General features: G+C 66.6%; 25 protein-coding genes and 1 tRNA gene. 11 read left to right on the top strand and 15 right to left on the bottom strand.

The window, feature by feature from the left end; all coding sequences use genetic code 11:
• The first annotated feature begins 80 nt into the window (after positions 1–80).
• Positions 81–2,300, top strand: coding sequence for a M3 family metallopeptidase (locus F8O08_RS09505; protein WP_158043121.1), 2,220 nt, complete (start codon positions 81–83; stop codon positions 2,298–2,300).
• A 145-nt stretch (positions 2,301–2,445) separates the two neighbouring features.
• Here F8O08_RS09505 and F8O08_RS09510 read toward each other — a convergent pair whose 3' ends face one another.
• A complete protein-coding gene (locus tag F8O08_RS09510) occupies positions 2,446–3,990 on the bottom strand; it encodes an HNH endonuclease signature motif containing protein (RefSeq protein WP_158043122.1) in 1,545 nt (514 codons plus the stop codon).
• A gap of 108 nt (positions 3,991–4,098) precedes the next feature.
• Positions 4,099–6,123 (bottom strand): esterase-like activity of phytase family protein, encoded by a 2,025-nt coding sequence (locus F8O08_RS09515; protein WP_158043123.1) that lies wholly within the window; start codon positions 6,121–6,123, stop codon positions 4,099–4,101.
• A 23-nt stretch (positions 6,124–6,146) separates the two neighbouring features.
• Between F8O08_RS09515 and F8O08_RS09520 the strand changes: the two genes are divergently transcribed.
• The 3 genes from F8O08_RS09520 to F8O08_RS09530 all read left to right on the top strand — a co-directional run bounded on the left by F8O08_RS09520 (position 6,147) and on the right by F8O08_RS09530 (position 10,200).
• A complete protein-coding gene (locus F8O08_RS09520; RefSeq protein WP_158043124.1) occupies positions 6,147–7,700 on the top strand; it encodes a glycoside hydrolase family 30 protein in 1,554 nt (517 codons plus the stop codon).
• On the top strand, positions 7,700–9,109 hold the full coding sequence (locus F8O08_RS09525) for an MFS transporter (RefSeq protein WP_158043125.1): 1,410 nt from the start codon (positions 7,700–7,702) through the stop codon (positions 9,107–9,109). The genes F8O08_RS09520 and F8O08_RS09525 overlap by 1 nt, the downstream gene beginning before the upstream one ends.
• A 95-nt stretch (positions 9,110–9,204) precedes the next feature.
• Entirely contained in the window at positions 9,205–10,200 is a 996-nt protein-coding gene (locus tag F8O08_RS09530; protein ID WP_158043126.1) for a DMT family transporter, read from the top strand.
• 30 nt (positions 10,201–10,230) lie between these two features.
• On the opposite strand, the gene F8O08_RS09535 is transcribed toward F8O08_RS09530, so the two are convergent.
• The 3 genes from F8O08_RS09535 to rplJ form a co-directional block, all read right to left on the bottom strand.
• Complete coding sequence (locus tag F8O08_RS09535) at positions 10,231–11,427, bottom strand: cystathionine gamma-synthase (protein WP_158037095.1); 1,197 nt, start codon at positions 11,425–11,427, stop codon at positions 10,231–10,233.
• Between the two features lie 247 nt (positions 11,428–11,674).
• Entirely contained in the window at positions 11,675–12,058 is a 384-nt protein-coding gene (rplL, locus tag F8O08_RS09540) for a 50S ribosomal protein L7/L12 (protein ID WP_158030288.1), read from the bottom strand.
• Positions 12,059–12,128: 70 nt separating this feature from the next.
• A complete protein-coding gene (gene rplJ / locus F8O08_RS09545; protein WP_158030289.1) occupies positions 12,129–12,647 on the bottom strand; it encodes a 50S ribosomal protein L10 in 519 nt (172 codons plus the stop codon).
• A gap of 564 nt (positions 12,648–13,211) precedes the next feature.
• Here rplJ and F8O08_RS09550 point away from each other — a divergent pair.
• Entirely contained in the window at positions 13,212–13,661 is a 450-nt protein-coding gene (locus tag F8O08_RS09550; protein ID WP_158037094.1) for a DUF6882 domain-containing protein, read from the top strand.
• A gap of 101 nt (positions 13,662–13,762) precedes the next feature.
• Positions 13,763–14,365, top strand: coding sequence for a YqaJ viral recombinase family protein (locus F8O08_RS09555; RefSeq protein WP_158037093.1), 603 nt, complete (start codon positions 13,763–13,765; stop codon positions 14,363–14,365).
• Between the two features lie 3 nt (positions 14,366–14,368).
• Here the strand turns inward: F8O08_RS09555 and aqpZ are convergent, their stop codons facing one another.
• The 7 genes from aqpZ to F8O08_RS09590 form a co-directional block, all read right to left on the bottom strand.
• Positions 14,369–15,091 carry an aquaporin Z gene (gene aqpZ / locus F8O08_RS09560; RefSeq protein ID WP_158037092.1) on the bottom strand — a complete coding sequence of 241 codons (723 nt, stop codon included), beginning with the start codon at positions 15,089–15,091 and terminating at the stop codon, positions 14,369–14,371.
• Between the two features lie 298 nt (positions 15,092–15,389).
• Positions 15,390–16,094 (bottom strand): 50S ribosomal protein L1, encoded by a 705-nt coding sequence (gene rplA / locus F8O08_RS09565; RefSeq protein WP_158030293.1) that lies wholly within the window; start codon positions 16,092–16,094, stop codon positions 15,390–15,392.
• A gap of 126 nt (positions 16,095–16,220) precedes the next feature.
• Positions 16,221–16,652 carry a 50S ribosomal protein L11 gene (gene rplK / locus F8O08_RS09570; RefSeq protein ID WP_158030294.1) on the bottom strand — a complete coding sequence of 144 codons (432 nt, stop codon included), beginning with the start codon at positions 16,650–16,652 and terminating at the stop codon, positions 16,221–16,223.
• A 97-nt stretch (positions 16,653–16,749) separates the two neighbouring features.
• Positions 16,750–17,565 (bottom strand): transcription termination/antitermination protein NusG, encoded by an 816-nt coding sequence (gene nusG / locus F8O08_RS09575; RefSeq protein WP_225733315.1) that lies wholly within the window; start codon positions 17,563–17,565, stop codon positions 16,750–16,752.
• Positions 17,566–17,622: 57 nt separating this feature from the next.
• On the bottom strand, positions 17,623–17,895 hold the full coding sequence (gene secE, locus F8O08_RS09580) for a preprotein translocase subunit SecE (protein ID WP_158030296.1): 273 nt from the start codon (positions 17,893–17,895) through the stop codon (positions 17,623–17,625).
• A 62-nt stretch (positions 17,896–17,957) separates the two neighbouring features.
• Positions 17,958–18,030: transfer RNA gene (locus tag F8O08_RS09585), tRNA-Trp, on the bottom strand.
• 207 nt (positions 18,031–18,237) lie between these two features.
• A complete protein-coding gene (locus F8O08_RS09590; RefSeq protein ID WP_158043127.1) occupies positions 18,238–18,684 on the bottom strand; it encodes a hypothetical protein in 447 nt (148 codons plus the stop codon).
• Between the two features lie 291 nt (positions 18,685–18,975).
• Between F8O08_RS09590 and F8O08_RS09595 the strand changes: the two genes are divergently transcribed.
• Genes F8O08_RS09595 through F8O08_RS09605 form a run of 3 tightly spaced genes read left to right on the top strand, consistent with a single transcriptional unit; the run spans position 18,976 to position 20,818 of the window.
• Positions 18,976–20,181 (top strand): pyridoxal phosphate-dependent aminotransferase, encoded by a 1,206-nt coding sequence (locus F8O08_RS09595; protein ID WP_225733626.1) that lies wholly within the window; start codon positions 18,976–18,978, stop codon positions 20,179–20,181.
• Between the two features lie 29 nt (positions 20,182–20,210).
• Complete coding sequence (locus tag F8O08_RS09600) at positions 20,211–20,597, top strand: phage holin family protein (RefSeq protein ID WP_158037088.1); 387 nt, start codon at positions 20,211–20,213, stop codon at positions 20,595–20,597.
• Positions 20,594–20,818, top strand: a complete 225-nt coding sequence (locus F8O08_RS09605) for a DUF3618 domain-containing protein (RefSeq protein WP_158037087.1) — start codon at positions 20,594–20,596, stop codon at positions 20,816–20,818. Before F8O08_RS09600 ends, F8O08_RS09605 begins: the two co-directional genes overlap by 4 nt.
• A gap of 7 nt (positions 20,819–20,825) precedes the next feature.
• On the opposite strand, the gene F8O08_RS09610 is transcribed toward F8O08_RS09605, so the two are convergent.
• From F8O08_RS09610 to F8O08_RS09620, 3 genes are read right to left on the bottom strand one after another with little or no spacing between them, the layout of a single operon-like run.
• Positions 20,826–22,010 carry a UDP-N-acetylmuramate dehydrogenase gene (locus F8O08_RS09610; RefSeq protein WP_225733627.1) on the bottom strand — a complete coding sequence of 395 codons (1,185 nt, stop codon included), beginning with the start codon at positions 22,008–22,010 and terminating at the stop codon, positions 20,826–20,828.
• Positions 22,007–22,513 (bottom strand): MaoC/PaaZ C-terminal domain-containing protein, encoded by a 507-nt coding sequence (locus F8O08_RS09615; RefSeq protein ID WP_158037086.1) that lies wholly within the window; start codon positions 22,511–22,513, stop codon positions 22,007–22,009. The genes F8O08_RS09610 and F8O08_RS09615 overlap by 4 nt, the downstream gene beginning before the upstream one ends.
• Positions 22,510–23,025, bottom strand: a complete 516-nt coding sequence (locus F8O08_RS09620) for a MaoC family dehydratase N-terminal domain-containing protein (protein WP_158043129.1) — start codon at positions 23,023–23,025, stop codon at positions 22,510–22,512. The genes F8O08_RS09615 and F8O08_RS09620 overlap by 4 nt, the downstream gene beginning before the upstream one ends.
• A 45-nt stretch (positions 23,026–23,070) precedes the next feature.
• Here F8O08_RS09620 and F8O08_RS09625 point away from each other — a divergent pair, with 45 nt between their 5' ends.
• Positions 23,071–23,850 (top strand): AzlC family ABC transporter permease, encoded by a 780-nt coding sequence (locus F8O08_RS09625; RefSeq protein WP_192497755.1) that lies wholly within the window; start codon positions 23,071–23,073, stop codon positions 23,848–23,850.
• Positions 23,847–24,161, top strand: a complete 315-nt coding sequence (locus F8O08_RS09630; RefSeq protein ID WP_158030303.1) for an AzlD domain-containing protein — start codon at positions 23,847–23,849, stop codon at positions 24,159–24,161. Before F8O08_RS09625 ends, F8O08_RS09630 begins: the two co-directional genes overlap by 4 nt.
• The last annotated feature ends 9 nt before the right edge of the window (positions 24,162–24,170 follow it).

Raw genomic sequence — 24,170 nt, forward strand, 5'->3', positions numbered from 1 at the left:
CAGTGATCATGCAGACCCGGTGACGGCCGCCGAACGCCGGGCAGGACCTCTCGACCTGCCCGGCGCGGTACGCTGGCCGCATGACTTCGCACGCATCGCATCCTTCGTCTGACCTGCTCTCACAGCGACTGCTGCACACCGGTCTTCCCTACGGACTGCCCGACTTCGCCACGATCGGCGAAGACGACTACGAGCCGGCGATTGCCGACGCGCTCGTGCAGCACGACCGCGAGATCGTGCACATCGCCGACAGCGACGAACCTGCGACGTTCGAGAACACGATCGTGGCGCTCGAGCGCAGCGGGTGGGCTCTCGATCGGGTGCTCTCGGTGTTCTTCAACCTGACGAGCACCGACGGCACCCCGGCACTGCTCGAGCTCGAAGAGCGCATCTCGGGCGTGCTCAGCGAGCACTACGACGCGATTTCACTGAACCCGCGTCTCTTCGAGCGGGTGCAGGCGGTCTACGACCAGCGCGACGAGCTGTCTCTGGATGCCGAATCGCGCTGGCTGATCGAGCGCACACATCTCGGGTTCGTGCGTGCGGGTGCGGGGCTGGAGCCTGAGGCGCAACAGCGCCTGCGCGAGATCAACACCGAGCTCTCGACGCTGAGCACGCGCTTCGGCGCGAGGCTGCTCGACGATTCCAATGCACTCGGCGTGGTGTTCGATGACCCGGCCGAGCTCGACGGCCTGAATGCGACGGAACTGGCCGCGGCATCCGCCGCCGCCGACGAGGCGGGCTACCACGGCAAGCACATGGTGACCCTCGTGCTGCCGAGCGGGCATCCATGGCTGTCGAAGCTCACGGTGCGTGCGACGCGCGAGCGCATTCTGCGGGCCTCTCTCGAACGCGGCGCACATGGCGGCCCCAACGACACCCGGACGATTGCGGTGCGCATCGCTCAGCTCAGGGCACATCGTGCCGAGCTGCTCGGCTATGCGAATCATGCCGAGTACGTGCTCGCCGACGAGACAGCGGGCAGCCTGGAGGCTGCCGACACCCTGCTGCAGCGGCTCGCTCCGGCAGCAATGGCGAACGCCCAGGACGAAGCACGTGAGCTGCAGAAGCTGATCGACGAAGAGAGTGAGAGCGGCGAGGCGAACGGTGCCGCCGAGACCGCGTCTGCCGAGCGAGGCGAGGGGTTCACGCTTCAGGCCTGGGACTGGCCGTACTACACCGAGCTGCGTCGAAAACGAGAGTTCGACATCGACGCCGAGGCCCTGAGCGAGTACTTCGAGGTGGAGCGGGTACTGCGCGACGGCGTGTTCTACGCGGCCGAGCAGCTGTACGGCGTGCATCTCGAAGAGCGGCCCGACCTGCACGGCTATCACCCCGACGTTCGTGTGTTCGAGGTCTCGCGCACGCCCGTCGCTGAAGCCGGCGATGCTCCGCAGCGCGAGGCGGTCGGCCTCTTCCTGCTCGATCTCTATGCCCGACCGACCAAACGCGGCGGTGCGTGGATGAGCTCATTCGTCGACCAGTCACGACTGCTAGACGAGCGTGCGATCGTGGTGAACGTGCTGAATCTGGTGAAGCCGCCGACGGGCGAGCCGACGCTGCTGACGCTCGACGAGGTGCACACGCTCTTCCACGAGTTCGGACACGGGCTGCACGGCCTGCTGAGCGACGTGCGCTACCCGCAGTTCTCGGGCACCAACGTGCCGCGTGACTTCGTCGAGCTGCCGAGCCAGTTCAACGAGACGTGGGCACTGCATCCTGCGGTGCTGCCGCACTATGCGAAGCACGTGCGCACCGGCGAGGTGATTCCGCAGGAGCTGATCGACCGTCTGAAGGCGGCCAGCACGTTCAACCAGGGCTACGAGACCACAGAGTATCTGCAGGCTTCGGTCATCGACCTGGCATGGCACTCGCTGTCGACCGCTGAGGCGGATGCGCTGGTCGAGCCCGCTGCAGAGGGTGGCGACGGCGTCGACTCAACGTCAGAAGGCGAGATCGTGTCGCGTTTCGAGCAGCAGGCCCTGCTGCAGCGGGGGCTGGCCTCGAAGCTCGTACTGCCGCGCTACCGCACGAGCTTCTTTCAGCACATCTTCTCGGGCGGCTACTCGGCCGGGTACTACTCCTACATCTGGAGCGAGGTGCTCGACGCCGACACCGAACAGTGGTTCGCCGAACACGGCGGTCTGTCGCGTTCTGCCGGCGAACACTACCGTCGCGAGCTGCTCACACGTGGCGGCAGCCAGGACACCAAGAAGACCTACGTCGAGTTTCGGGGGACGGATGCTGCGATCGAGCCGCTGCTGAAACGTCGCGGTCTCACTGCGGGCGCCTCTGACTGAGATCCTTTGGCTGAGATCATCTGGCCGAGATCATCTGGCCGAGAAGTCTCAGCGTACGGCGCAGGTGGATGACGCAGCCGTCATGCTGTGCTCCGAACCTCGGCCTTGACCATGAAACCGGTGCTGAGGATCTCCCGACAGCCTTCTAGAACGGCGCGGGCGCACCCAAATCTGGCACGTCTGGCGGGTCAGACAGATCAAGCAGATCTGGCGGGTCAAGGTCGACCAGGCTCTCGACATCGATGTCTTGAGGCGGCGTCTCGAAGCCCGGCCCGTGGCGAATGGGCCCGGTGCACGGCGCGAAGGTCTGGTGGACCGCGCCGGTCGGGCTCGTCCACAGCAGGTCGGCATCGTCGTTGACATGCATCACGTTCCAGCCGGAATGATGCTTCATCACATGATGCCGCCGGCACAGACACGCCAGGTTGCTCGCGTCGGTCGGCCCACCCCACTGCCAGTCGAGCGTGTGATCGATCTCACAGTTCTGCCCCGGCACCGCACATCCCGGAAATCGACAGGTCTGGTCACGCTCGCGCACGAACCTCGCGAGCGCCGCCGGCGGCCGATAGACCGTGCGCCCGGCTTCGAGCACCTGCCCTGTGGCCGGGTCAGTGAGGATGCGGCCGAGACCATCAGCGGAGGCGGCAAGTTCGAGTGCGGTCACCGGGTCGATCGCACCGTAGCCGCGCAGCTCTGCCATCGCGCCCGAGCTGATGACGGGGTGGCCGGCGATCTCGTCGATCAGCAGATCGACCGGAACGACCACCTGCACCTGCGCGCGCACACCCTCGCCCAGTCGCGGCAGCTCATGGGCTCTGCCAGAGTCTCGAGCTAAACTACCAGAGTCTCGACCCGAACTGCCGGGGTCTCGGTTCGCGCCGCTGGCATCCCGGCCTGTCGTGCCCAGAGCGACGGAACCGCCTTCGGCTGCCTCAGCGCCACAGGTGCCGTGCACCAGCAGGTCGCGCACCACATCGGCGTGCAGCTGCGAGAATGTGCGCCGGTCGACAGTGGGCGCGGCCTGCGTCTGATCGCCCTGTGGCATCGTCTTGGCCGCCGCCTGCAGACCACGGGCGATCGCGCGAGTGCGCTGGTGGGCGGCCACTGCATCTACCGCAGGCAGACGCACGCTCAACCAGGCCATGCCGTCACGGTCGGGCTCGATCGTCACGAAGCGCTCTGCTCGGGCGGCACGATGACGCTCGGCCATGGTCTCAGGCTCGAACGTCTCGGCCAGGCGGCGAGCCAGATCGCGCAGTCGCGCCGGAGGCATCGGCCGATCGACCATGCGCTGCAACAGGGCCTGCTCTGTCTCACGGCGCCGGTCTTCGTCGAGGCCGCCGAGCTCGGCGTTGAACACCTCGGCGTGCTGACGCCCGAGCTCGCCTCGCTGCCAGGCTTCGAGGGTGGCGGGCAGCTGACGCTGCAGGCTCTCGGCCAGATTCATGAGCCGCGATACCGTGCGCTCAGACCAGCCCAGGCGCGTACCGATGTCTGCGTAGACTCCGCGCAGGTAGACGCCAGGGTCGACCCGATGCTGCCGCGCCGCATCGACTGACGCAGCGTGCACGGCGACGAGCTCGGCGGCCTGCCTGCCTTCGGCGGCGAAAAGGTCGCGCTGCCCCGAGCACGCAGACTCAACCAGATCGGCAAGTGCCGCTGCGCTGGGAATCTGGCTTCTCGTGTGCATGGTCAGAGTCTGACAGCACCCACCGACATTGCGGCACCGGCCTGACCGAGCCCTGCCCCACACGCCAAAGCCGCGGTCAGCCAAAGTCGCGGTCAGCCACAGCCGCGCTCAGCCAAAGTCACGCACCCCCAGATCGACGAACACCGTCGCGCAGGGCGCATGACTGTCGCCTGCGTTGTCGGTCAGCGCGAAGAGCCGCCCGCGAGCATCGACCGTGACGCCCTCGAGCTTCTCCTGCACCTGTCCACCCGGTTCGCGCAGCCACGGCAGCAGATCGGCCACGAGCCGCTTCGGCACCGGCACGGTGATCGGCACCAGGCTGCCGGCGCTGTCGGTCGTCACCTGCCCCGGATGCTCCAGATCGACCGCATAGATGCGTTTCGTGCGCGCGCGGTCGCCTTCCTGTTTGTCGCGTTCGGCGAGCACGAGCGTGACACGACAGCCGGGATCGTCAGAAAACCCTCCCTCGCCGGTGACCGTGGCAACCGAGATCTCGGAGACGCCGACCCAGTCGTTCTTGCGATCCGACGCCGGGTCGAGACCGTAGCCGTGCCAGCTCCATGCGGCGTCCGACGAACCTCTCTCATCGCTCACGCCACCGTCATCGCCCACGCCGCCAGCGTCATCACCCGCGCCGCCTGGGCCGCCCAGCGCAGCATCCACACGAAGGCAGCCGATGCGGATCACGTCGGGGCCGTCGACGCCCGCCTCACGAGGCTTCGCCGCCGGGTCTTTCCAGAGCGGCCGCTGAATCACGACGAACAGCCACTCCTGACCGCGCGGGTCGGTGAACGCCGTGACGCCCTCGAACCCCCATTTGCCCAGGTGACGCGAGACCGCCTCGGGCAGACGCACCGTCGCACGGATGCGCCCCGAGGCATCGACTCTGTGCACGGCGTTGCCCGGCCCGGTCGCGCCTTCGTCGGCGAGCCAGAACCCGCCCTGCGGCCGTGCGAAGACGCCCTCGACGTCGAGATGCGCCGGCGACCCGTCAGCCTGCGTCACGGTCAGCGCCGCGACGGCCTCGACGGGAGTCTTGGTCGCGTCAAGCGTGAACACACGAGTGAGTCCGACCGAGTCGTCGTTCACCGCATAGAGCAGCCCGGGATGCGCCGGGTCAGCCGAGAGGCCGCTGAGCGCCGTGCACTCCCCCGCCCTGATCACGCCCTCCTCGACAAGCACATCGGAGACGACGGTCGTGACCCGGTGCGGCTCGGCAGCCGGCGGCTGAGAGACCTCCGACGCACCTTCCGCAGGCCGCCCGGATCGCCCAGACTGCGCGGATCGCCCAAGCTGCCCGAAATGCCCGGCTTGCCCAGACTGCCCATCTCCGATGCTCCCGGACACCGACCTGCCGTGCAGCGCGACGGCCACCGCATAGCGTCCATCCACCGGCTGCCGCCCGGCCAGAAACTCGCTGTGCGAGAAGAACCGCGCATCGCTCACCGTGTCGATGCCGCTCTCGACGATATGGCGCCGCTTCAACCCGGCATCGCGCAGCTGCTGCGGCACCACTTCGGCGAACGACCGATCACCCAGCGCGTGCAGCGGATAGCTCTGACCGTTCGGCGACGGCCCCAGCCACACGACCAGCTGAGCAGGGTCGCTGCGGAACCGCCGCTGCATCCACTCGACCGTGCGCTGCCCGCCCAGCTGCTCGACGCTGTGACGACCGAGATGCGTCAGCGCGACCACCTTATGCTCAGGGTCATATGCCACGACCGGCATACAATCGGCGACCGGCAGCAGCAGCGGTGTGCCCGGCAGTCCGGTGGCGAGCGCGTCGCAGGCGGTGGACGCGTCATCCGCGAACCGAGCGCTGATCGTCTCGTGGCGGGTCGCGTCTCGTTCGTCGCCCGCGCCGTCGGCTGCACCGTCGTCTGCCCCGTCGGCAGTCACCTCGTCGACCTCGCGGTACTCGCAGAAGTCGGATCGATCGTAGGAGATGCGCACGTAGGCCGCGCGCTCGGGGTCGAGACCGGCCTGACGCAGCAGCGCACGTCGATTTCGCCGCGCCTCAGCCCACGTCTGGGCGTCGTCGCCGTTCGCCCCGGGGGCTGCGGCTTTCATGGTGCCGTCACGCACCTCCGAGACGACCAACGTGAGATCGGGATGAAGATCGATGTTCAGCACTCTGCCAGACTACGCTGAGACTCATGCTCCCAGACCAGCCGCCCGAGCTGCTCGCGGCGCGAGTGTCCTCCGGCGACGGCACACGCCTGTATGCGGATGCCACCGCCGGCATCGCCGCCGACCTGCGCTGGCAGCGTGGCGCGTTCGTTCCCGACCACGCGATCGTCATCGACGCCGACTCGCCACGCCAGCGCATCCTCGGATTCGGCGCGGCGCTGACCGACGCTTCGGCCGAGGTGCTGCTGAGCATGCCCAGCAGCCATCGCAGCGCGCTGCTGCACGAACTCTTCGCCACGCGGGATCTCTCCAGGCGGGAGGCCACCGCGCTGGAGGGTGCCACGCAGGACATCCCGACGCTGGGGCTCACCACACTGCGACTCACCATCGGGTCGAGCGACTTCTCAAACAGCATCTACAACTACGAACCGCGCCCCGGCGCGTTCACTCTGCAGCACGACGAACGGCGGATCGTGCCGCTGCTCGACGAGATCCGCAGCATCCAGCCCGACCTGCGCCTGATCGCATCGCCCTGGTCGGCACCACCGTGGATGAAGACCCGACCCACCATGTTCGGTCGGTTGGGTCCGGGACTCGCCAGACGCACCGCACGCCCATGGCTCACCTGGCTCGGACGGCGCAGCCGACTTGATCGCCGCCACTTCGGCGACTATGCGAACTACCTCGTGCGCTACTGCGAGCGCATGGCCGAGCTGGGGCATCCCGTCGACCTACTGACTCTGCAGAACGAGCCCGGCCTGGCACCGGGGTATCCCGGCATGGTGATGAGCGTGCACGATCAGATTCGGCTCATCGCCGACCACCTCGGGCCGGCGCTGGCCGCCTCGTCGGTGCACACCCGGCTGCTCGCCCACGACCACAACTGGGATGCCGCTTCCAAGGTGCTGCGACTGCTCGGCGACCCGGCGGCCGGCCGCTTTCTCGACGGCACGGCCTGGCACGGGTACAAAGGCGAACCCGACGCGCAGAGCGTCGTGCACCGTGCGTTCCCCAAGCGCAGCGCCCATCTGACCGAGATCACCTCGTTTCGCGATCCGAAGACGCTGCTCGCCCAGCCGATCGCGCACGACCTGCGCTGGCACATGCGGATGATCGCCCTCGGGGCGACGCGCAACTGGGCGGAGTCGATCACTTACTGGAACCTTGCGCTGGACGGCCACGGCGGCCCGTTCCTGGGGCCGGGCGCGGTTCCCGGCAGACGCCACGGCTCGCAGATGGAGGGTGTGGTCGATGTGATCGCCTCCCCGCAGACGAACCCGGCAGGCAACAGACAGACGACCGTTCGACGCAACGTGGGCTACTACAGCCTCGCCCACCTCAGCGCCGTACGGCCCGGGGCCCGATGCCTCACCTCCACCGGGCACGAGACCGGGTACACGCTCAACGCCGCCTTTCAGAACCCCGACGACTCGCTCGTCCTGATCATCGCCAGCGACGCCCGCGAGCGACGCACGACGACGATCGCCGTCTCGGGCTGGCACGCCGAACTCTCACTCGATCCGGGTGACACGGTCACCATGGTCATCTCTCGTTCACCTCGGGCGAATAGTCTGCAGTGATGTCGAACGATCTGCACCGCGCCGACGGCAACGCGGCCGCAACCGCAACCGCAACGATCCCGCCGACGCGAGGTCGCATCCTGCGCTGGGCGTCGTGGGATTGGGGCTCCGCAGCGTTCAACGCGGTGACCACGACCTTCGTGTACACCGTCTGGCTGACCAGCACCGCCTTCATCGGCGACCATGCGCTCGTCGACCAGCGCAACGCCGACAGAGCCGCCGGTCTCACGTCGAGTCCCGCCATCGACCAGGTCGAGGCCATTCTGGCGCAGCACTCCTCCTGGCTCGGTCTGGGACTGTCTCTGGCCGGGCTGATCGTCGCCCTGCTCGCGCCGGTGCTCGGGCATCGCTCCGATGAGTCGGGCAATCGCCGCCGCAACCTCGGTATCATGACCTTCGGCACGGTGGTCTGCATGATCGCCATGTGGTTCGTGCAGCCCGACCCCGACTGGCTGTTCTTCGGCATCGCGCTGATCGCCGTCGGCAACATCTTCTTCGAGCTGGCCAGTGCCGAGTACAACGCGCTGCTGCCCGGCGTCTCGTCGCACAAAGACGTGGGCCGGGTGTCGGGCATCGGCTGGGGCATGGGCTACATCGGCGGCATCGTGCTGCTCGCCATCGTGCTGGTCGGTTTCATCAACCCGGCGGTCGGCTGGTTCGGCGTCGGCGACGAGAACGGCACCCGCTACCGCGCCGTCGCGCTGCTCGCCGCGCTGTGGTTCGCCGTCTTCGCGCTGCCCACGCTGCTGCAGAGAGACGGGCTGCCCGAGCCGGCCCGTGCATCCGGCCCGCGCACCTCGTTCTTCGGCGTCTACCGCGAGCTCGGCCGCACCATCGCACGGCTCTGGCGCAGCGCGCGCAGCACTCTCGTCTTTCTCATCGCGAGCGCCGTCTACCGCGACGGCCTCGCCGGGGTCTTCACCTTCGGCGGCGTGCTCGCGGCCGGCACATTCGGCTTCTCGAGCAGCGAGGTTATCGTCTTCGCGATCGCCGCAAATGTAGTCTCTGGCATCGCCACGATGCTGCTGGGAATGGTCGACGACCGCGTCGGCCCACGCGTGCTCATCACGGTCTCGCTGATCGGCATGATCGCCGCGGCGCTGCTCACACTGCTGACCTCGGGCGGCGGCAAGACCTTCTTCTGGATCTTCGGCATGCTGATGTGCGTGTTCGTGGGGCCGGTGCAGTCGGCGTCGCGGTCGTTCCTCACCTCGATCACCCCGGCCGGGCGCCACGGCGAGATCTTCGGGCTCTACGCCACCACCGGCCGCGCGGTGAGCTTTCTGGCACCGGCCGCGTTCAGTGTGACCGTCGCACTGCTCGGTGCGCAGATCTGGGGTATCTTGGGCATCGCGGCAGTGCTGCTGGTCGGGCTCGTGCTCTTCACCAGGGTGCACGTCGCACGCTGACCACGACCGTATCAACGTCCCCGCGGCCACGTGCCGCCGGGCACGAGACTGCGAGCGTTCTTCACGGCGCCCCGACGCAGTGAACAGGAGCTCCCATGGCATCCCTCGGTAAGCCATCATCCACGCCGCCCGCCGCACCATCGCGAGCACGGCTGGTTCTCGACGCCCTGATCACCGTTGCCGCAGGCCTGACCATGCCCGTGCAGTCCCGCATGAACGGCGCCCTGGCCAGCGAGATCAGCGACCCCGTCTTCGCGGCGTTCGTGAGCTTCGGGTCGGGATTCGTGCTGCTGACGGTGCTGCTGGTGCTGCCCGGCAACCGGCGTGCGCTCAGTGCGCTGTGGGCGGCGATCCGCAGTCGACGGATGCAGCCGTGGCTCATCGTGGCCGGCGCGCTGGGTGCGTGGCTGGTGATCGCGCAGAGCATCAGCGTGGGGGTGTTCGGCGTGGCGCTGTTCATGATCTCTCTGATCGCGGGGCAGACCGTGAGCGGGCTGCTCGTCGACCGACTCGGCTTTCTGTCCGACCGGAGGCAGCCCCTGACGCCACTGCGAGTCATCTCTGCCGCCGTCACCATCGTGGCGGTGGTGTGGTCGGTGTCGGGCAGCATTCCCGCCGGGCTCGCCGTCGGCACGATGCTGCTCACCGCGCTGCTGCCGCTGAGCGCCGGCATTCTCAGCGGGTTCCAGCAGGCCATGAACGGGCGCATCGCCACGATCGCCAGAGCACCTTTCAGCGCGACCTACATGAACTTCGTGGCCGGCAGCGTCGCCCTGCTCGTCGTCACGCTGATCGAACGCACCTCGCGCGGGCTGGCAATCGTGCCGCAGCTGCCAGGCGTGTGGTGGATGTATCTCGGCGGTGCCATGGGCATCGTCTTCATCTTCACCGGTGCGCATATGGTGCCACGCATCGGCGTGCTGCGCTTCACCATCGCCGCGATCGGCGGGCAGCTGCTCGGCTCGCTGCTGCTCGACTGGGTCTGGCCGACGTCGACGGCCGGTGTCTCGTTCGCAGCGATCGGCGGCGCCGTGCTCACGTTCGGCGCCATCGCACTGTCTGCGCTGCCTGATGTGCGGCGGCGACGGTAGAGACGGCAGTTGAGACCAGGCTCGAGCCGATCAGATCTGATCGAGCGCCTGGGAGAGATCAGCCTGCAGGTCGTCGACGCCCTCGATGCCGACCGAGAGGCGCACGACATTCAGCGGCACCGCGAGGGGCGTGCCCTTGACTGAGGCATGGGTCATCTCTGACGGGTAGTTGATCAGCGACTCGACACCGCCGAGACTCTCGCCGAGCACGAACAGCTTCGTGCTCTCGGCGAAGGTGCGGGCGGCCTGCTCGCCGCCGGCGACGGCCACCGAGACCATGCCGCCGAAGCCTCCGTGCATCTGTTTCGCCGCGACGTCGTGGCCGGGGTGGCTGGGTAGCCCCGGATAGAAAGCCTGCTCGATCTTGGGATGCGATGAGAGCCATTCGGCGAGCTGCTGCGCGTTCTCGGAGTGGCGCTGCACACGCAGGCCGAGCGTCTTGATGCCGCGCAGCGTGAGCCAGCAGTCGAAGGGCGACGAGATCGCACCCAGAGCGTACTGGCTGAACCAGAGCCGGTCTTCGTATTCGTCCGTGGCGAGAACCACCGCACCTCCGACCACGTCGGAGTGCCCGCCCAGGTACTTCGTCGTGGAGTGCACGACGAAGTCGGCGCCCAGGCTGATGGGCTGCTGCAGCACCGGCGATGCGAAGGTGTTGTCGACGACCACCAGAGCGCCCGACTGATGGGCGATCTCGGCGAGTGCGGCGACATCGCTGATCTGCATCATGGGGTTCGTGGGTGTCTCGATCCAGACCACGCGCGGCTGGGCCTCTTCGATCACGCCGCGGGCGAGGTCGACGTCAGAGAGATCGGTCTCGACTGAGTGCACACCCCATTCGCCCCAGATCTTCGAGATCAGACGATGCGTGCCTCCGTAGACGTCGTTGCCGCTGACCACGGTGTCGCCGGGTTTCAGCAGAGTGCGCAGCAGGGCGTCTTCGGCTGCCAGACCAGAGCTGAAGCTCAACGCCGCTGCTCCGTTCTCGAGCGAAGCGAGGCTCACCTGCAGGGCGTCGCGAGTCGGGTTGCTCATGCGGCCGTACTCATAGCCGTGGCGTCCGTGCCCGATGCCGTCCTGCACATAGGTCGACGTCTGGTAGATGGGCGGCACCACCGACCCAGTCTCTTTGTCGGGGTCGAGCCCCACGTGCACAGCGCGCGTCGCCATGTCGGCGTCTCGGAATCGTTCGCGATTGTCGAAGAATCCCTCAGCGTGCTGTGCCATCTGCGCTCCTGTGCTCGGAAGATCGTGCCCTGCCAGTCTAGGCCGGTCGAGGGGGATGTTACCGGTGACTGAACCGTTTGGGCGCAGTTGCGCCCAGAGACAGAGAAGACCGCCAGGGCTGTCACGAATGACAGTCCTGGCGGTCTTTCAGAGACTCGGCTCGGAACGGGGTCAGCCCCGGCTCGTCACCGATGCTCGCTGTGTGCAGGCGACCGAAGTCGGCCGCTCACTCAGTCGAGCGATCGACTCACTTCAGGGTGACCTTGCCGCCTGCAGCCTCGATGTCGGCCTTGGCCTTCTCGGCGGTCTCCTTGTTGGCAGCCTCGAGAACGGTCGCAGGAGCGCCGTCGACGAGAGCCTTGGCCTCGCCCAGGCCCAGGCTGGTCAGGGCGCGAACAGCCTTGATGACCTGGATCTTCTTGTCGCCAGCAGCCTCGAGAACGACGTCGAACTCAGTCTTCTCTTCGGCAGCCTCGGCGTCGCCGCCGGCAGCCGGGGCAGCAGCCACGGCGACGGGAGCGGCAGCGGTGACCTCGAAGGTCTCCTCGAATGCCTTGACGAAATCGTTGAGCTCGATGAGGGTGAGCTCCTTGAAGGCCGCGATGAGCTCTTCAGTTGACAGCTTTGCCATGATGGTTCCTTTATCTCAGATGTCTGATGTGTGGTTTGCGGATGAAACCGTAGTGAAGACCGAAGAGGTCTTACGCCTCGGCCTCTTCTTTCTTCTGACGCAGCGCGTCGACCGCGCGAGCGGCCTGCGACAGCGGTGCGTTGAACAGGTATGCGGCACCGAACAGCGAGGCCTTGAACGCGCCGGCCAGCTTTGCCAGCAGCACTTCGCGGGTCTCGAGATCGGCAAGCTTCTGCACGTCTTCGGGAGTCAGAGCGGCGCCATCGAAGTAGCCGTTCTTGAGCACCAGAAGAGGATTCTCTTTGCTGAAGTCACGCAGCGCCTTGGCCACAGGGACCACGTCGCCGTGCACGAACACCAGCGCGCTCGGGCCGGCGAGAGCATCGTCGAATGCGTCGATGCCCGCCTCCTTCGCGGCGATCTTCGCGAGCGTGTTCTTCACCACAGAGAACGTGGCATTCTCACGGATTGAATCGCGGATCTTCTTCAGATCTGCAACCGTGAGGCCGCGATACTCGGTCAGCAGCACTGCGCTTGAGCTACGGAATTCCTCCGTCAGCTCGGCGACTGCAGCTTCCTTGTTCGCCATTGCACTCCTCGTGATGTCATGCCGGCGGCCCGATGCCCACAAGAATGAAAAAAGCTCCGACGTAGATGTCGGAGCTCGATGCACGGCGCGTTCGACACGGTCGTGCATGTTGTTCGTTCACCTACGCAGGTCGTCACTCTCGTGACCTTCGCCTGTCACTAGACAGGAACCGGCGGTCTTTGGCCGTCGACTAGCCTACCGGTTGTCAGGAGTCGACACAAGCGGGTCTTCGACCGGCGTTTCCCCAGACGCTCGATCCTCGTATCGATGAGAGCACTCCGCCGCACGCACGTACCGACACAAGAGCGCATACCCCTACCCTTGTGAGCAAGGGAAGTTATCCACAGTCGTCTGATTCCAGTTGCAGTCTGCACGAACTCCGGTGGAATGGGACTGACGCGGTCGTCAAAGGAGCCGACCCGTTCTGGTCTGGTCACTCTGACGGCCAGTGGAGCCGCGGACGCGGCTTAGGGGGGAACGCTGATGATCAATGCCTATTGTCCACGCTGCCATCTGCCGCTGAGTGCGCATGAGCGAGGTTGCCCCGCTCCCGAGGCGAGCTCGTTGTCGTTGAATCGGCTGGCACAGATCGGGCTCAGACATCTCGACCGTGCATCGCGTGCGCACCTGATGCGCTGGGGCATCGGGGGTGAGCGTCACGTCGAGTTCGACATCGCCACCGGGCAGCTGACCTGGTGGTTCGACGACGCTCGAAGGTTCCGAGCACCCGCGCAGGTCATCGGGCTCTATCGGGCCGCCCAGGGCGTCTTCTGTTGGGGGTCGGCCCTGGGCTTCTCCTGCGCGTCGACCCAGGTCAGCGAGCGGATCGCCCGCTGGGCGCACTGCGACGACTGGGCTCGACTTCTGCGGCAGCCGCTGCCCTGCAGCCACAGAGAAGCGCAGGCGATCTCTGCCGCAGCGATGGTGCTCTGCCGAGCCCACGGCGTACAGGAGGCGCCGGCTACGCCTGGAACCTCGTGGTACACCGTGTTCAGCCTGCGCGGCCTGGGCTGACCGGTTCCGTGCCGGTGCGCCGGTTCTGCGTCAGTGCGCCGATCTGTGCCAGTGCGCCGGTTCTGCGTCAGTCTGCGAGAGCGGTGGCTAGGCTGGAGGGCGTGACTCACGTTCCCGACTTTCTGCGCTCCCGCGTGCTCGCCGACAGCCACGATCGCATCAGCTGGCTCAAGGCCCGCAGCTTCGGCATCACCGCGACCGACGCAGCGCACCTCGCGACCCCGCGATCGGTGGATGGAGTGGTGCGGTCGAAGTGCGACCCGCACGGGTTCTCGGGGAACGCCTACACCGACTACGGTCGCGAACGCGAGCCGGTGATCGCCGAGTGGATGCGCCAGAACTTCGGGCTGCACACCAGCACGGTGCTCTTTCGCTCGGACGGCAACGCCCGCCATCTGGCGACGCCGGACGGCATCAACGAATGCAGCGGATGCAGCGACCTGCTGCTGGCCGAGATCAAGACCAGCACGAAGCCGATCGAGAAGCTGCCCCGCACCTACCTGCGTCAGATCTGGTGGCAGCAGTACGTGATGGGCGCCCAGCGCACGCTGCTGGTCTGGGAGCAGCACGAGGACTTCCGCCCCTTGGGCGACCCGGTCACCCGCTGGGTCGATCGAGACGATCAGCAGATCGCGAAGCTCGTGCAGCTCGCTGACGAGACTCTGGCCCGGCTCGACGCCGTGCCAGAGCCCGACTTCGTCTGACCGCTACTTGCGCTCGCCGGTGACCAGCGCGTAGGTCACACCGGCGAAGATCGCACCGAGAACAGGTGCCAGGATGAACAGCCAGAGCTGCACCAGTGCGTCACCGCCCACGAAGATCGCCGGAGCGATCGAACGCGCGGGGTTGACCGAGGTGTTGGTCACCGGGATCGAGATCAGGTGGATGAGGGCGAGCGTCAGGCCGATGGCCAGCGGTGCGAATCCTGCCGCTGCGCGCTTTCCGGTCACGCCGATGATCACGTAGAGGAAGATCGCGGTGAGTACGAACTCGATCACGAACGCCGGCAGCATGCCATACCCCTCAGGCGAATGCGCTCCGTACCCGTTGGTGGCGAAGCCGTCGCTCAGGCTGAAGCCGGCGCGGCCCGAAGCGATCACGAGCAGCACGGCCGAACCGACGATGCCTCCGACGATCTGGGCGGCGACGTAGGGCAGCACATGCTTCCAGGAGAATCGGCCGGCTGCGGCGAGACCGATGGTGACCGCCGGGTTGAAGTGGCCGCCGGAGACCGGGCCGAAGGCGTAGGCGCCGACCACTACGGTCAGGCCGAACGCCAGGGCCACACCGAGATAGCCGATGCCGTGGTCGACCGTCGCCGCCAGCACGGCTGCGCCGGTGCCTCCGAAGACGAGCAGAAACGTGCCGAGAAACTCCGCACCGAGCTGATTGCCGAGCTTCGGCGCGGGAAGTGTGGTGGTGTCACTCATGACTGGATCCTCCTATGGATCGTGCTCTGGATCAAACTGCAGAACGCCCTCTGGAGCGTTCCATGCGATTGGGAGGGCCCAGTAATGCTGTCCCCCCACCTCAAGTATGGCGAAGTCGACGAGGTCTGCCCACTCGCAGCGTGCAGAGAGTCTCGATGCATCCGCGCCCACGAACGGCTGACGAGATGCGGGCCGACGATGCCAGGACGCATCCGGCGCACATCATCGAGAAAGCCCCGCACACTCAGTGAGGGTGCGGGGCTTTCTGCGAATGCGCAGGTCAGGACGACCGGTGCGACTACTTGGCCGGAACGACCAGTGCGTTGACGTCGAGTGGGATGCCCGGGCCGAAGGTCGTCGAGACGACGCCCTTGGTCACATAGCGGCCCTTGGCAGCCGACGGCTTCAGACGAATGATCTCGTCGAGTGCGGCCTGGATGTTCTGCGTCAGCGCCTCGGGGGTGAACGACGCCTTGCCGACGATGAAGTGCACGTTGGCGTGCTTGTCGGTGCGGAACTCGATCTTGCCGCCCTTGATGTCGGTGACGGCCTTCGCCGGGTCGGTGGTGACCGTACCGGTCTTGGGGTTCGGCATCAGACCGCGGGGGCCGAGCACCTTACCGAGGCGACCGACCTTGCCCATCAGGTCAGGGGTTGCGACGGCCGCGTCGAAGTCGGTCCAGCCTCCCTGCACCTTGGCGATGAGCTCGTCGCTGCCGACCTCGTCGGCGCCGGCGGCTGCAGCTGCGTCGGCCGCGTCGCCGTTGGCGAACACGATCACGCGGGCGGTCTTACCAGTGCCGTTCGGCAGGCTGACGGTGCCACGCACCAGCTGGTCGGCTTTGCGAGGATCGACGCTGAGCTTCAGCGCCACCTCGACGGTTGAATCGGTCTTGGCCGATCCGGTCTCACGGGCGAGGGCGACAGCCTCCGCCGGAGTGTAGAACTTGCCGGGCTCGATCTTCTCGGCCGCGGCCACATAGGCTTTTGAACGCCTGGTCATCTGCTTCTCCTGTATGTCTCGGGGATGGCTCCCCGTTGCAGTGTTTGGTGCAGTCGTGGTTCATCGGGTCGGCGTGACCCTCCCACTCCTGTCTGGTGCGCCGTCGAGAGCCGACGGCGGTGGGAACTACTTCTTGATGGTGATGCCCATCGAGCGCGCTGTGCCCTCGATGATCTTCGCCGCGTTCTCGATGTCGTTCGCGTTGAGGTCGTCGAACTTGGTCTGAGCGATCTCTTTGGCCTGCTCGTGCGTGATCGAGCCCACCTTGTCGGTGTGCGGCACGCCGGAGCCCTTGGGCACGCCTGCTGCCTTGAGGATCAGCTTCGCTGCAGGCGGGGTCTTGAGCTCGAACGTGAACGAACGGTCTTCGTACACGGTGATCTCGACCGGGACCACATTGCCGCGCTGAGACTCAGTCGCGGCGTTGTAGGCCTTGCAGAAATCCATGATGTTCACGCCATGCTGACCCAGTGCCGGGCCGATGGGCGGTGCGGGGTTCGCTGCACCAGCTTCGATCTGAAGCTTGATGAAACCCACCGCTTTCTTCTTCGGTGCCATTTTCTTTCCTTCTTACCTATGTTCTCTCCGCGTTCTGCACGGAAAGTCTGTGACGAGTCGGCGACGACGCATCAGGATGCGCCGCGTTTGCGCCGTCTCAGAGCTGTTTGGTGACCTGGTCGAACGAAAGCTCGACCGGAGTCTCGCGCTCGAAGAGCGAGACGAGCACGGTGAGCTTGCCGCTGGTCGTGTTGATCTCGCTGATCGTACCGGGCAGGCCCGCGAACGAGCCTTCTTTAATGGTGATGGTCTCACCGATCTCGAAGTCGACGTCGACCGGGATGACCCGAGCGGGCTGTGCCTTCGACTTCTTCGACTTGGGTGCGGCGCCCTGTTCGGCTTCGGCGGCCTTCTCTGCCTCGGCCTGCGCCTCCTGCACCACAGTGGTCTTCAGCATGTCGAAGACCTCTTTGCGGCGCAGCGGCAGCGGGTCATGCGCGTTGCCCACGAAGCCGGTCACGCCCGGAGTGCGGCGCACCAGCTCCCATGAGTCTTCGTTGAGGAACATGCGGACGAGCACGTAGCCGGGGATGCGCACGCGCTTGACGAGCTTGTACTGGCCGTTGCGAACCTCGCGCACGGTCTCGATCGGCACCTGCACCTCGAGCACGTCGTCGCCACCGGCCTGCGACTCACGGCGCTTCAGAATCGAGTTCTTGACGCTCTTCTCATAGCCTGCGTACGAGTGAATGACGTACCAGTCGCCTGCGGCACGCCGCAGCTCACGACGGAAGTCAGCCAGGACGCGTTCCTCGTCGCTGACCTCGGCGGCATCCGCTTCGGCCGGTTCGACAGCCGCCGTCTCATCGGCAGAAGTCGCCTCAGCAGCGTCAGCCGTCGCCGCGGTCTCGGCTGTCGCCTCGTCGACCTGCGGAGTCTCGGTCACGGCCTGTTCAGTCTCTTCTTCTGCCACGTTCGTCTTCCTCGATTTGCTGCTATGGATGTGCCGGTGCTGTCAGACGACAGGCGCTCAGGCGCTGCGTTCGAACAGGAAGCCCACGCCCATGCCGAAGACGAAGTCCAGCAGAGTGATGATGGCCATCATGATCAGCACGAACACGAGCACGACCAGCGTCTGGTTGGTGAGCTCTTTGCGAGTCGGTGTGGTGACTTTTCTCAGCTCGCCGAAGACCTGACGAAAGAACAGGAAGAGACGCCCGAAGATGCCCCGAGCCTTGGCCCGGTCAGTCTCAGCGTTCTCGACCAGGTGCGCGTTCAGCTCGTCGCTCGACGCTGCAGCCATGTGGTTCCATCCCTCTCATCAACCGTGCCGGTGTGCACAGCACCCCGTTCACACGAGATGTGCAGGGCGGACAGGACTCGAACCTGCAACCTGCGGTTTTGGAGACCGCTGCTCTACCAATTGAGCCACCGCCCTTCACGTGGTTCACACGTGAGGCCCTCGATCTTCACCGACACGCGGTGCGCTGACGTCGAAGGCACAGTTCAGCTTGGTATCTGTCAATACCGTCTGCCAGTGTAGCGGGCTGCGCGCATCATGTCCATACGGCTGCTCCGGCCTCTGCCGTGGGGTGGGTCGCACTTCCGATCGACTGTGCCGCAGCCCGCTCACCCGTTGCGCTGCTCAGAGTTGGCAGGTGTCGCGAAGAGTCTTGAGCTTGTCGGTGAAGTCTTTCGTCTTGTCGCTGAACTCAGTCGCCTTGGTCTGCAGCTGCTTCGCTGCCTCGAGGTCAGTGACATTGGTGTCGATGCCGTTCGCGAAGTTCTCGGAATAGTAGTCCGAGACACCGCGAGCCGAAGTCGCAGCGTCGTCGACCAACGGTTTGACCTCTTCGTTGCTGATGCCGGAGGCAGCGTTCTCCAGCGTGCTCGCCACATCGGAGAGCGCATCTTTGGCCGCACCGGAGCGCACTTCTGACGCGCTCGGCGTCTGAATGTCGCTGCCGTCGATGTTGCGCAGCTGCGTGCAGGCGTCGTCTTTCGACTGCGCCGTGCTGCAGGCGCTCAGCGAGAGCACGGCTGCGAGCGCGACAGCGGCGGCGGCGCCGGTCTGGATGAATCGGTTTCTCATGGCTGCTCCTCTGGCTGTCAGCGTTCGACTGAACGCTGTTGACCCTCACCTGCTCAGAGTCTTCATTTGTCTTCTGTGTGCTGCTTCGCCTCGCGCTGTGCGGCGAGGCCAGGAGCGACGCCGCCACGAGGTTGGGACATTCTCTCATGGACGCTCCCTCTCTCACCAGGTATGCCATCGCGCGCACCCGACGACGGTGCGCGCAGAAACTCAAGTGCATTCTGCAACTCAGCGCATTCTGCGCGCGTCGACTGTGGCCGCGACCGACCACCTGCTCGTACACTGGAGGCCGTGAGCACTGAACTTCCTCTCTCCCCACGCATCCTGGCCATCAACGAATCAGCCACTCTGAAGGTCGACGCAAAGGCGAAGGCCCTGAAGGCATCCGGCCGACCGGTGATCAGCTACGGAGCCGGCGAGCCAGACTTCTCGACACCGGCCAACATCGTCGACGCCGCACGTCGCGCACTCGACGACCCCGGCAACTTTCGCTACACGCCCGCGGCCGGTCTGCCCGATCTGCGCAGAGCAGTCGTGGCGAAGACGCAGCGCGACAGCGGCCTGACGGTCGACCCCGCACAGGTGGTCATCACCAACGGCGGCAAGCAGGCAGTCTATGAGGCGTTCGCTGCGCTCGTCGGCGAGGGTGACGAAGTCATCCTTCCGGCGCCCTACTGGACGACCTACCCCGAGGCGATCCGTCTCGCCGGCGGCACCCCGGTCGAGGTCTTCGCCGGCGCAGACCAGGGCTATCGCGTAACGGTCGACCAGCTCGAAGCGGCCCGCACTGAGCGCACCCGACTCGTGCTCTTCGTCTCGCCCTCGAACCCCACGGGCGCGGTGTACACGCGAGAGCAGACCGAGGCGATCGCACGCTGGGCGGTCGAGCACGACATCTGGATTCTCGCCGACGAGATCTATCAGAACCTGACCTACGACGGAGTGACCGCGACCAGCATCGCCTCAGTCATTCCCGAGGCCGCCGACAACACCGTGCTGGTCAACGGCGTCGCCAAGACCTACGCGATGACCGGCTGGCGAGTCGGCTGGCTGGTCGGCCCGCAGCGGGTGGCCAAGGCCGTCTCGAACCTGCAGTCGCACCTCACATCGAACGTTTCGAACGTGTCGCAGCGCGCGGCCGTCGAGGCCCTGACCGGCCCGCAGGATGCCGTGGCCGAGATGCGCGCGGCGTTCGACCGCCGCCGCCGCCTCATCGTCGACGAGCTGTCGAAGATCGACGGATTCGTCGTTCCGGTGCCCGAGGGTGCGTTCTACGCCTACCCAGATGTGACCGGAGTGCTCGGCCGCGAATGGCACGGCGTGACTCCCACCACGACGCTCGAGCTGGCCGATCTGCTGCTCGATCAGACCGACGTCGCGGTCGTGCCGGGCGAGGCCTTCGGGCGCAGCGGCTACCTGCGTCTCTCATACGCGCTCGACGACGAGTCGCTGCTCGAGGGCGTGCACCGCCTGCAGCGATTCTTCAGCGTAGACTGAGGGCCGGACTCAAGGAAGGCGACACGATCATGACTGAGAGACGCCCGATCAGCACTCTGTTGGGAGACATCTCGACCGGCGTGCAGGATCTCGTTCACCAGGAGATCGAGCTGGCGAAGGCCGAACTCCGCGACTCAGGTCGCAACGCCGGCATCGGCGGCGCGCTGTTCATCGGTGCGGGCGCCATCGTCGTCTTCGCTCTGCTCTTTCTGTCGCTCGGCGCCTGGTGGGGACTCGGGCTGCTGGTCGGCAACGGCTGGTCGGGACTGATCCTCGGGGTGTTCTGGCTGATCGTCGCAGGACTCGCCGTGCTCATCGGCGTCAAGCGGTTCAAGAAGGTCAAAGGCGCACCGAAGACCGTCGAGTCGGTGCGCGGCATCGTCAGCACCATCACCCCGAACAGGAGCGAGCGATGAGCAACACCGACCTCGGCCAGGGACTCTCAGAGATCGAGCGCATTCAGGCGAAGATCGAGCACACCCAGCGTCTGCTCTCGGCAGACATCACCGAACTCACTGCTCGTGCGAATCCGTCAGAGTACTCGCGCAAGCTGAAGCGCTTCGGCAAGACCGCAGCGATCGTCGGCAGCTCGGCGTTGGGCGTGCTGCTGGCAGCGCGGATCTTCCGCCGCCGCTGAGACCGACTCAGTTCTCGCCGAATCCCAGCAGAATCGGCTCCGGCTGCAGCGCGATGCCGAACTCGTTGGCCACCCGCGTCTGCACGAACGTGGCGAGCTCGACGACCTGTCGGGCGGTCGCGCCACCGCGATTAGTGATCGCCAGCGTGTGCCGAGAGCTGATACCCGCCTGTGACCCTGGCAGCGCGAAGCTGCGGTGCACTCCTGCGTGCTCGATCAGCCATCCGGCACTCAGCTTGACCAGACGCCGACTGCTCTGTCGTCCCTGCTGACCGGCTGCGTACAGCTCGTCGCCGCGAAAGCGATCGAGCGGGATCACCGCTGCGACAGCGGCATCCCCCGCGTCGTTCGCAGGGGCGCTCGACGAGCCGGTCGACGATTGCCCGTTCAGCGCTTCTTCCGAGACGGGCCAGCGCGGGGCATCCGCCGGCAGCCCGTTCGCGAACGAGGCGTGCACGATCGGGTTCGTGAAGAACGACCCGCAGCCGTGCGAGTCGATGTCTGCCGGGTCGTAGACCATGCCCTTGCCGCGACGCAGGCTCAGCACCGTGTCACGCACCTGCTGCACCGGTGCGCGATGCCCGACCTCGACACCGAGTGCCGCTGCCAGCTGGGCATACTGCACCGGGGCCGAGAGCCCGTCGCCGTACAGCCGCAGGGTGATCGCTGTCACGACGCCTTCGAGCTCTCCGCGTTTGAAGGCACTGGTGCGGTAGCCGAGCCCCAGGTCGGAGGCTGAGATCGTACGCAGCTCACCGGTGGCGGCATCGGCGAAGTCGACAGAGACCAGTGCCTCACCCACCTCGTGCCCGTAGGCGCCGATGTTCTGAATCACCGCCGCCCCGACGCGGCCGGGAACACCGCTCAGCGCCTCGATGCCGCCCAGGCCGGACTCAACCGTTCGGGCCACGAGGTCGTCCCAGACCTCGCCGGCGGCCACATGCAGGTCGAGCACGCCCTCGGCGTGCACGCGAACGTCAGTGCCCTCGTTGCGCACCCGAAGCACGGCCCCCTCGAAACCCTCATCGGCGACGACCAGATTCGACCCGCCGCCGAGCACCACGAATTCGTCATGCACGCCGTCGACCTCGCCGAGTGCCTCCAGAGCCTCGGCCGGTGTGGTGATGTCGAAGACACGCTCGACCCCGCCGCCGACGCCCATCGTGGTCTCGTCGGCGAAGCGGAACGTCACAGCAGCACCTGCGCCAGCGCCTTGCCGAGCACCGTGCGACCTTCGAAGGTCGCGGTGATCGTGACCTTCGCGGCACGCTTTCCGGTGTGCACGCCCTGCTCGATCGTCTCGATCGCCGTGACTTTGGCGCTCACCTGCACGTCGGCACCCGTCTCGACGTCGACGAGCACCGGGCGGGTGAACCGCGCCTGATAGTCGAAGACGCGGCTGGGATCGCCCGCGGCGACCCAGTCGACGACCGGCTGAATCGCGAGACCCATGGTGAGCATGCCGTGGGCCAGCACGCTGGGCATGCCTGCCTGCTTGGCCGCATCGTCACGGTAGTGAATCGGGTTGAAGTCACCGGACGCCCCGGCATAGCGCACCAGGCTGTCTCGCGTGAGGTGCACGGTTCTCGGGCCGAACTCCGCGCCGACCTCGACCGCAGGCAGATCGCGGGTGTCTGCGGCAAGCTGCGACTCTGTGTGCGGCTCGACCTGAGGTGTCTGCTCTGCGTCGCTCATCGTGCGTCCTCCTTGCTGCCCTGCGCCGGCTCAGGCACCGTCTCGGGTGCTGTCTCAGGCGCGGCCTCGGCCGGCTCCTCGCGAATCACGAAGGTCGCGATGGCAGTCGACACCAGCTGCTGGTCACGGTCTCGAATCTTGGTGACCGTCGTGACCATGGCGTTGTGGCCGAGCCTGCGCACCGCGGTGACGGTGAGCTGAGCGGTCAGCTCGTCGCCGGCGACGATCGGCCGCTCGTGGATGAAGCGCTGGTCGCCGTGCACCAGACGGGTGAAGTCGATGCCCGCGTCGGGGTCGAAGAGCAGGCGCTGTTCGGCACGCTGCGAGATGATCACAGCGAAGGTCGGCGGTGCGACGACCCCGCCGTATCCGCTGTCGAGGGCGACCCGCGGATCACGACTCAGCGCGCTGTTCGAGAACACCGCGGAGGCGAACTCGCGCACCTTCTCGCGTGCCACCAGATAGGGCTCTGTGGCCGGATACGTCTTGCCGGCAATGTTGAGATTCACCACGCCTTCAGTGTACCGATGCCGGCCCGGCACGCGATAATGGTCGCCATGCCCGAACACGACCCGCTCACCGACGAGCGCCCCAGTCGTTCCGGGGCCGACGATCGCCGCGAGGCGTGGCGCATGGGACTGTCTGTGTCGATCGCCACGGCCCTCTACGGCATCAGCTTCGGAGCGCTCTCGGTGGCCGCGGGATTCACCACGGTGCAGTCGCTCGTGATGAGTCTGCTGCTCTTCACCGGCGGCTCGCAGTACGCGATCGTGGGCGTCGTGACCACCGGCGGGTTCACCCCGGCCAGCGCGGTGAGCGCCGTCGCGAGCTCGTCGCTGCTCGCCATGCGGCACAGCCTCTACGGTCTGCAGCTGGCGCCGATCCTCGATCTGCCCGGGCTCCGTCGTCTCGCCGCCGCGCAGTTCACCATCGACGAGACGGCCGCCGTCGCACTCGCGCAGCCGACGAAGGCGGCGAAACGCCTCGGGTTCTGGGTGACCGCCGTCGGCGTCTACCTCGGCTGGGCGGCCATGACGCTGGTCGGCGCACTGATCGGCGAACAGATTCCCGACCCCCGCGTCTGGGGTCTCGACGCGGCCGCGGCCGCGGCCTTCCTCGGGCTGCTCTGGCCGCGCCTTCGCGGACGCGAACCGATTGCGATCGCGATCGCCGCCGCAGTCGTCGCGCTGGTGCTCACGCCGACGACCCCCGCCGGCATCCCCGTGCTCGTCGCCGCCGCGGTCGGGCTCGCCATCGCCTCCATCGGCGAGGCGCGACGCGTCAACCCTCGACGCCGACCGCGTGACCGACAGACAGATCGGGGCATGACACGATGAGCATCGCCTGGGTCATCATCCTCGTCTCGGCCGTGATCGCCTTCGGGCTCAAGCTGACCGGCTATCTGATTCCGGCCGGAGTGCTCTCGTCGCCGCGTGTGCAGTCGGTGCTCGGCGGCGTCACCGTGGCGCTCTTGGGTGCACTGGTCGCCGTGCAGGCGTTCACCACGAACGGTGCGGTGGTGTTCGACGCGCGCGTGGTCGCCCTCGGCGTCGCCGCGCTGCTGCTGTGGATGCGAGCGCCCTTCATCGTGGTCGTGGTCGCAGGTGCGGCGGTCGCGGCGCTGCTGCGGCTCTGGCTGGGAATGTGACCGTTAGAC

The sequence above is a fragment of the Pseudoclavibacter sp. CFCC 13611 genome, from assembly GCF_008831225.1.
In the GTDB taxonomy this organism is placed as follows: Bacteria; Actinomycetota; Actinomycetes; order Actinomycetales; family Microbacteriaceae; genus Pseudoclavibacter_A.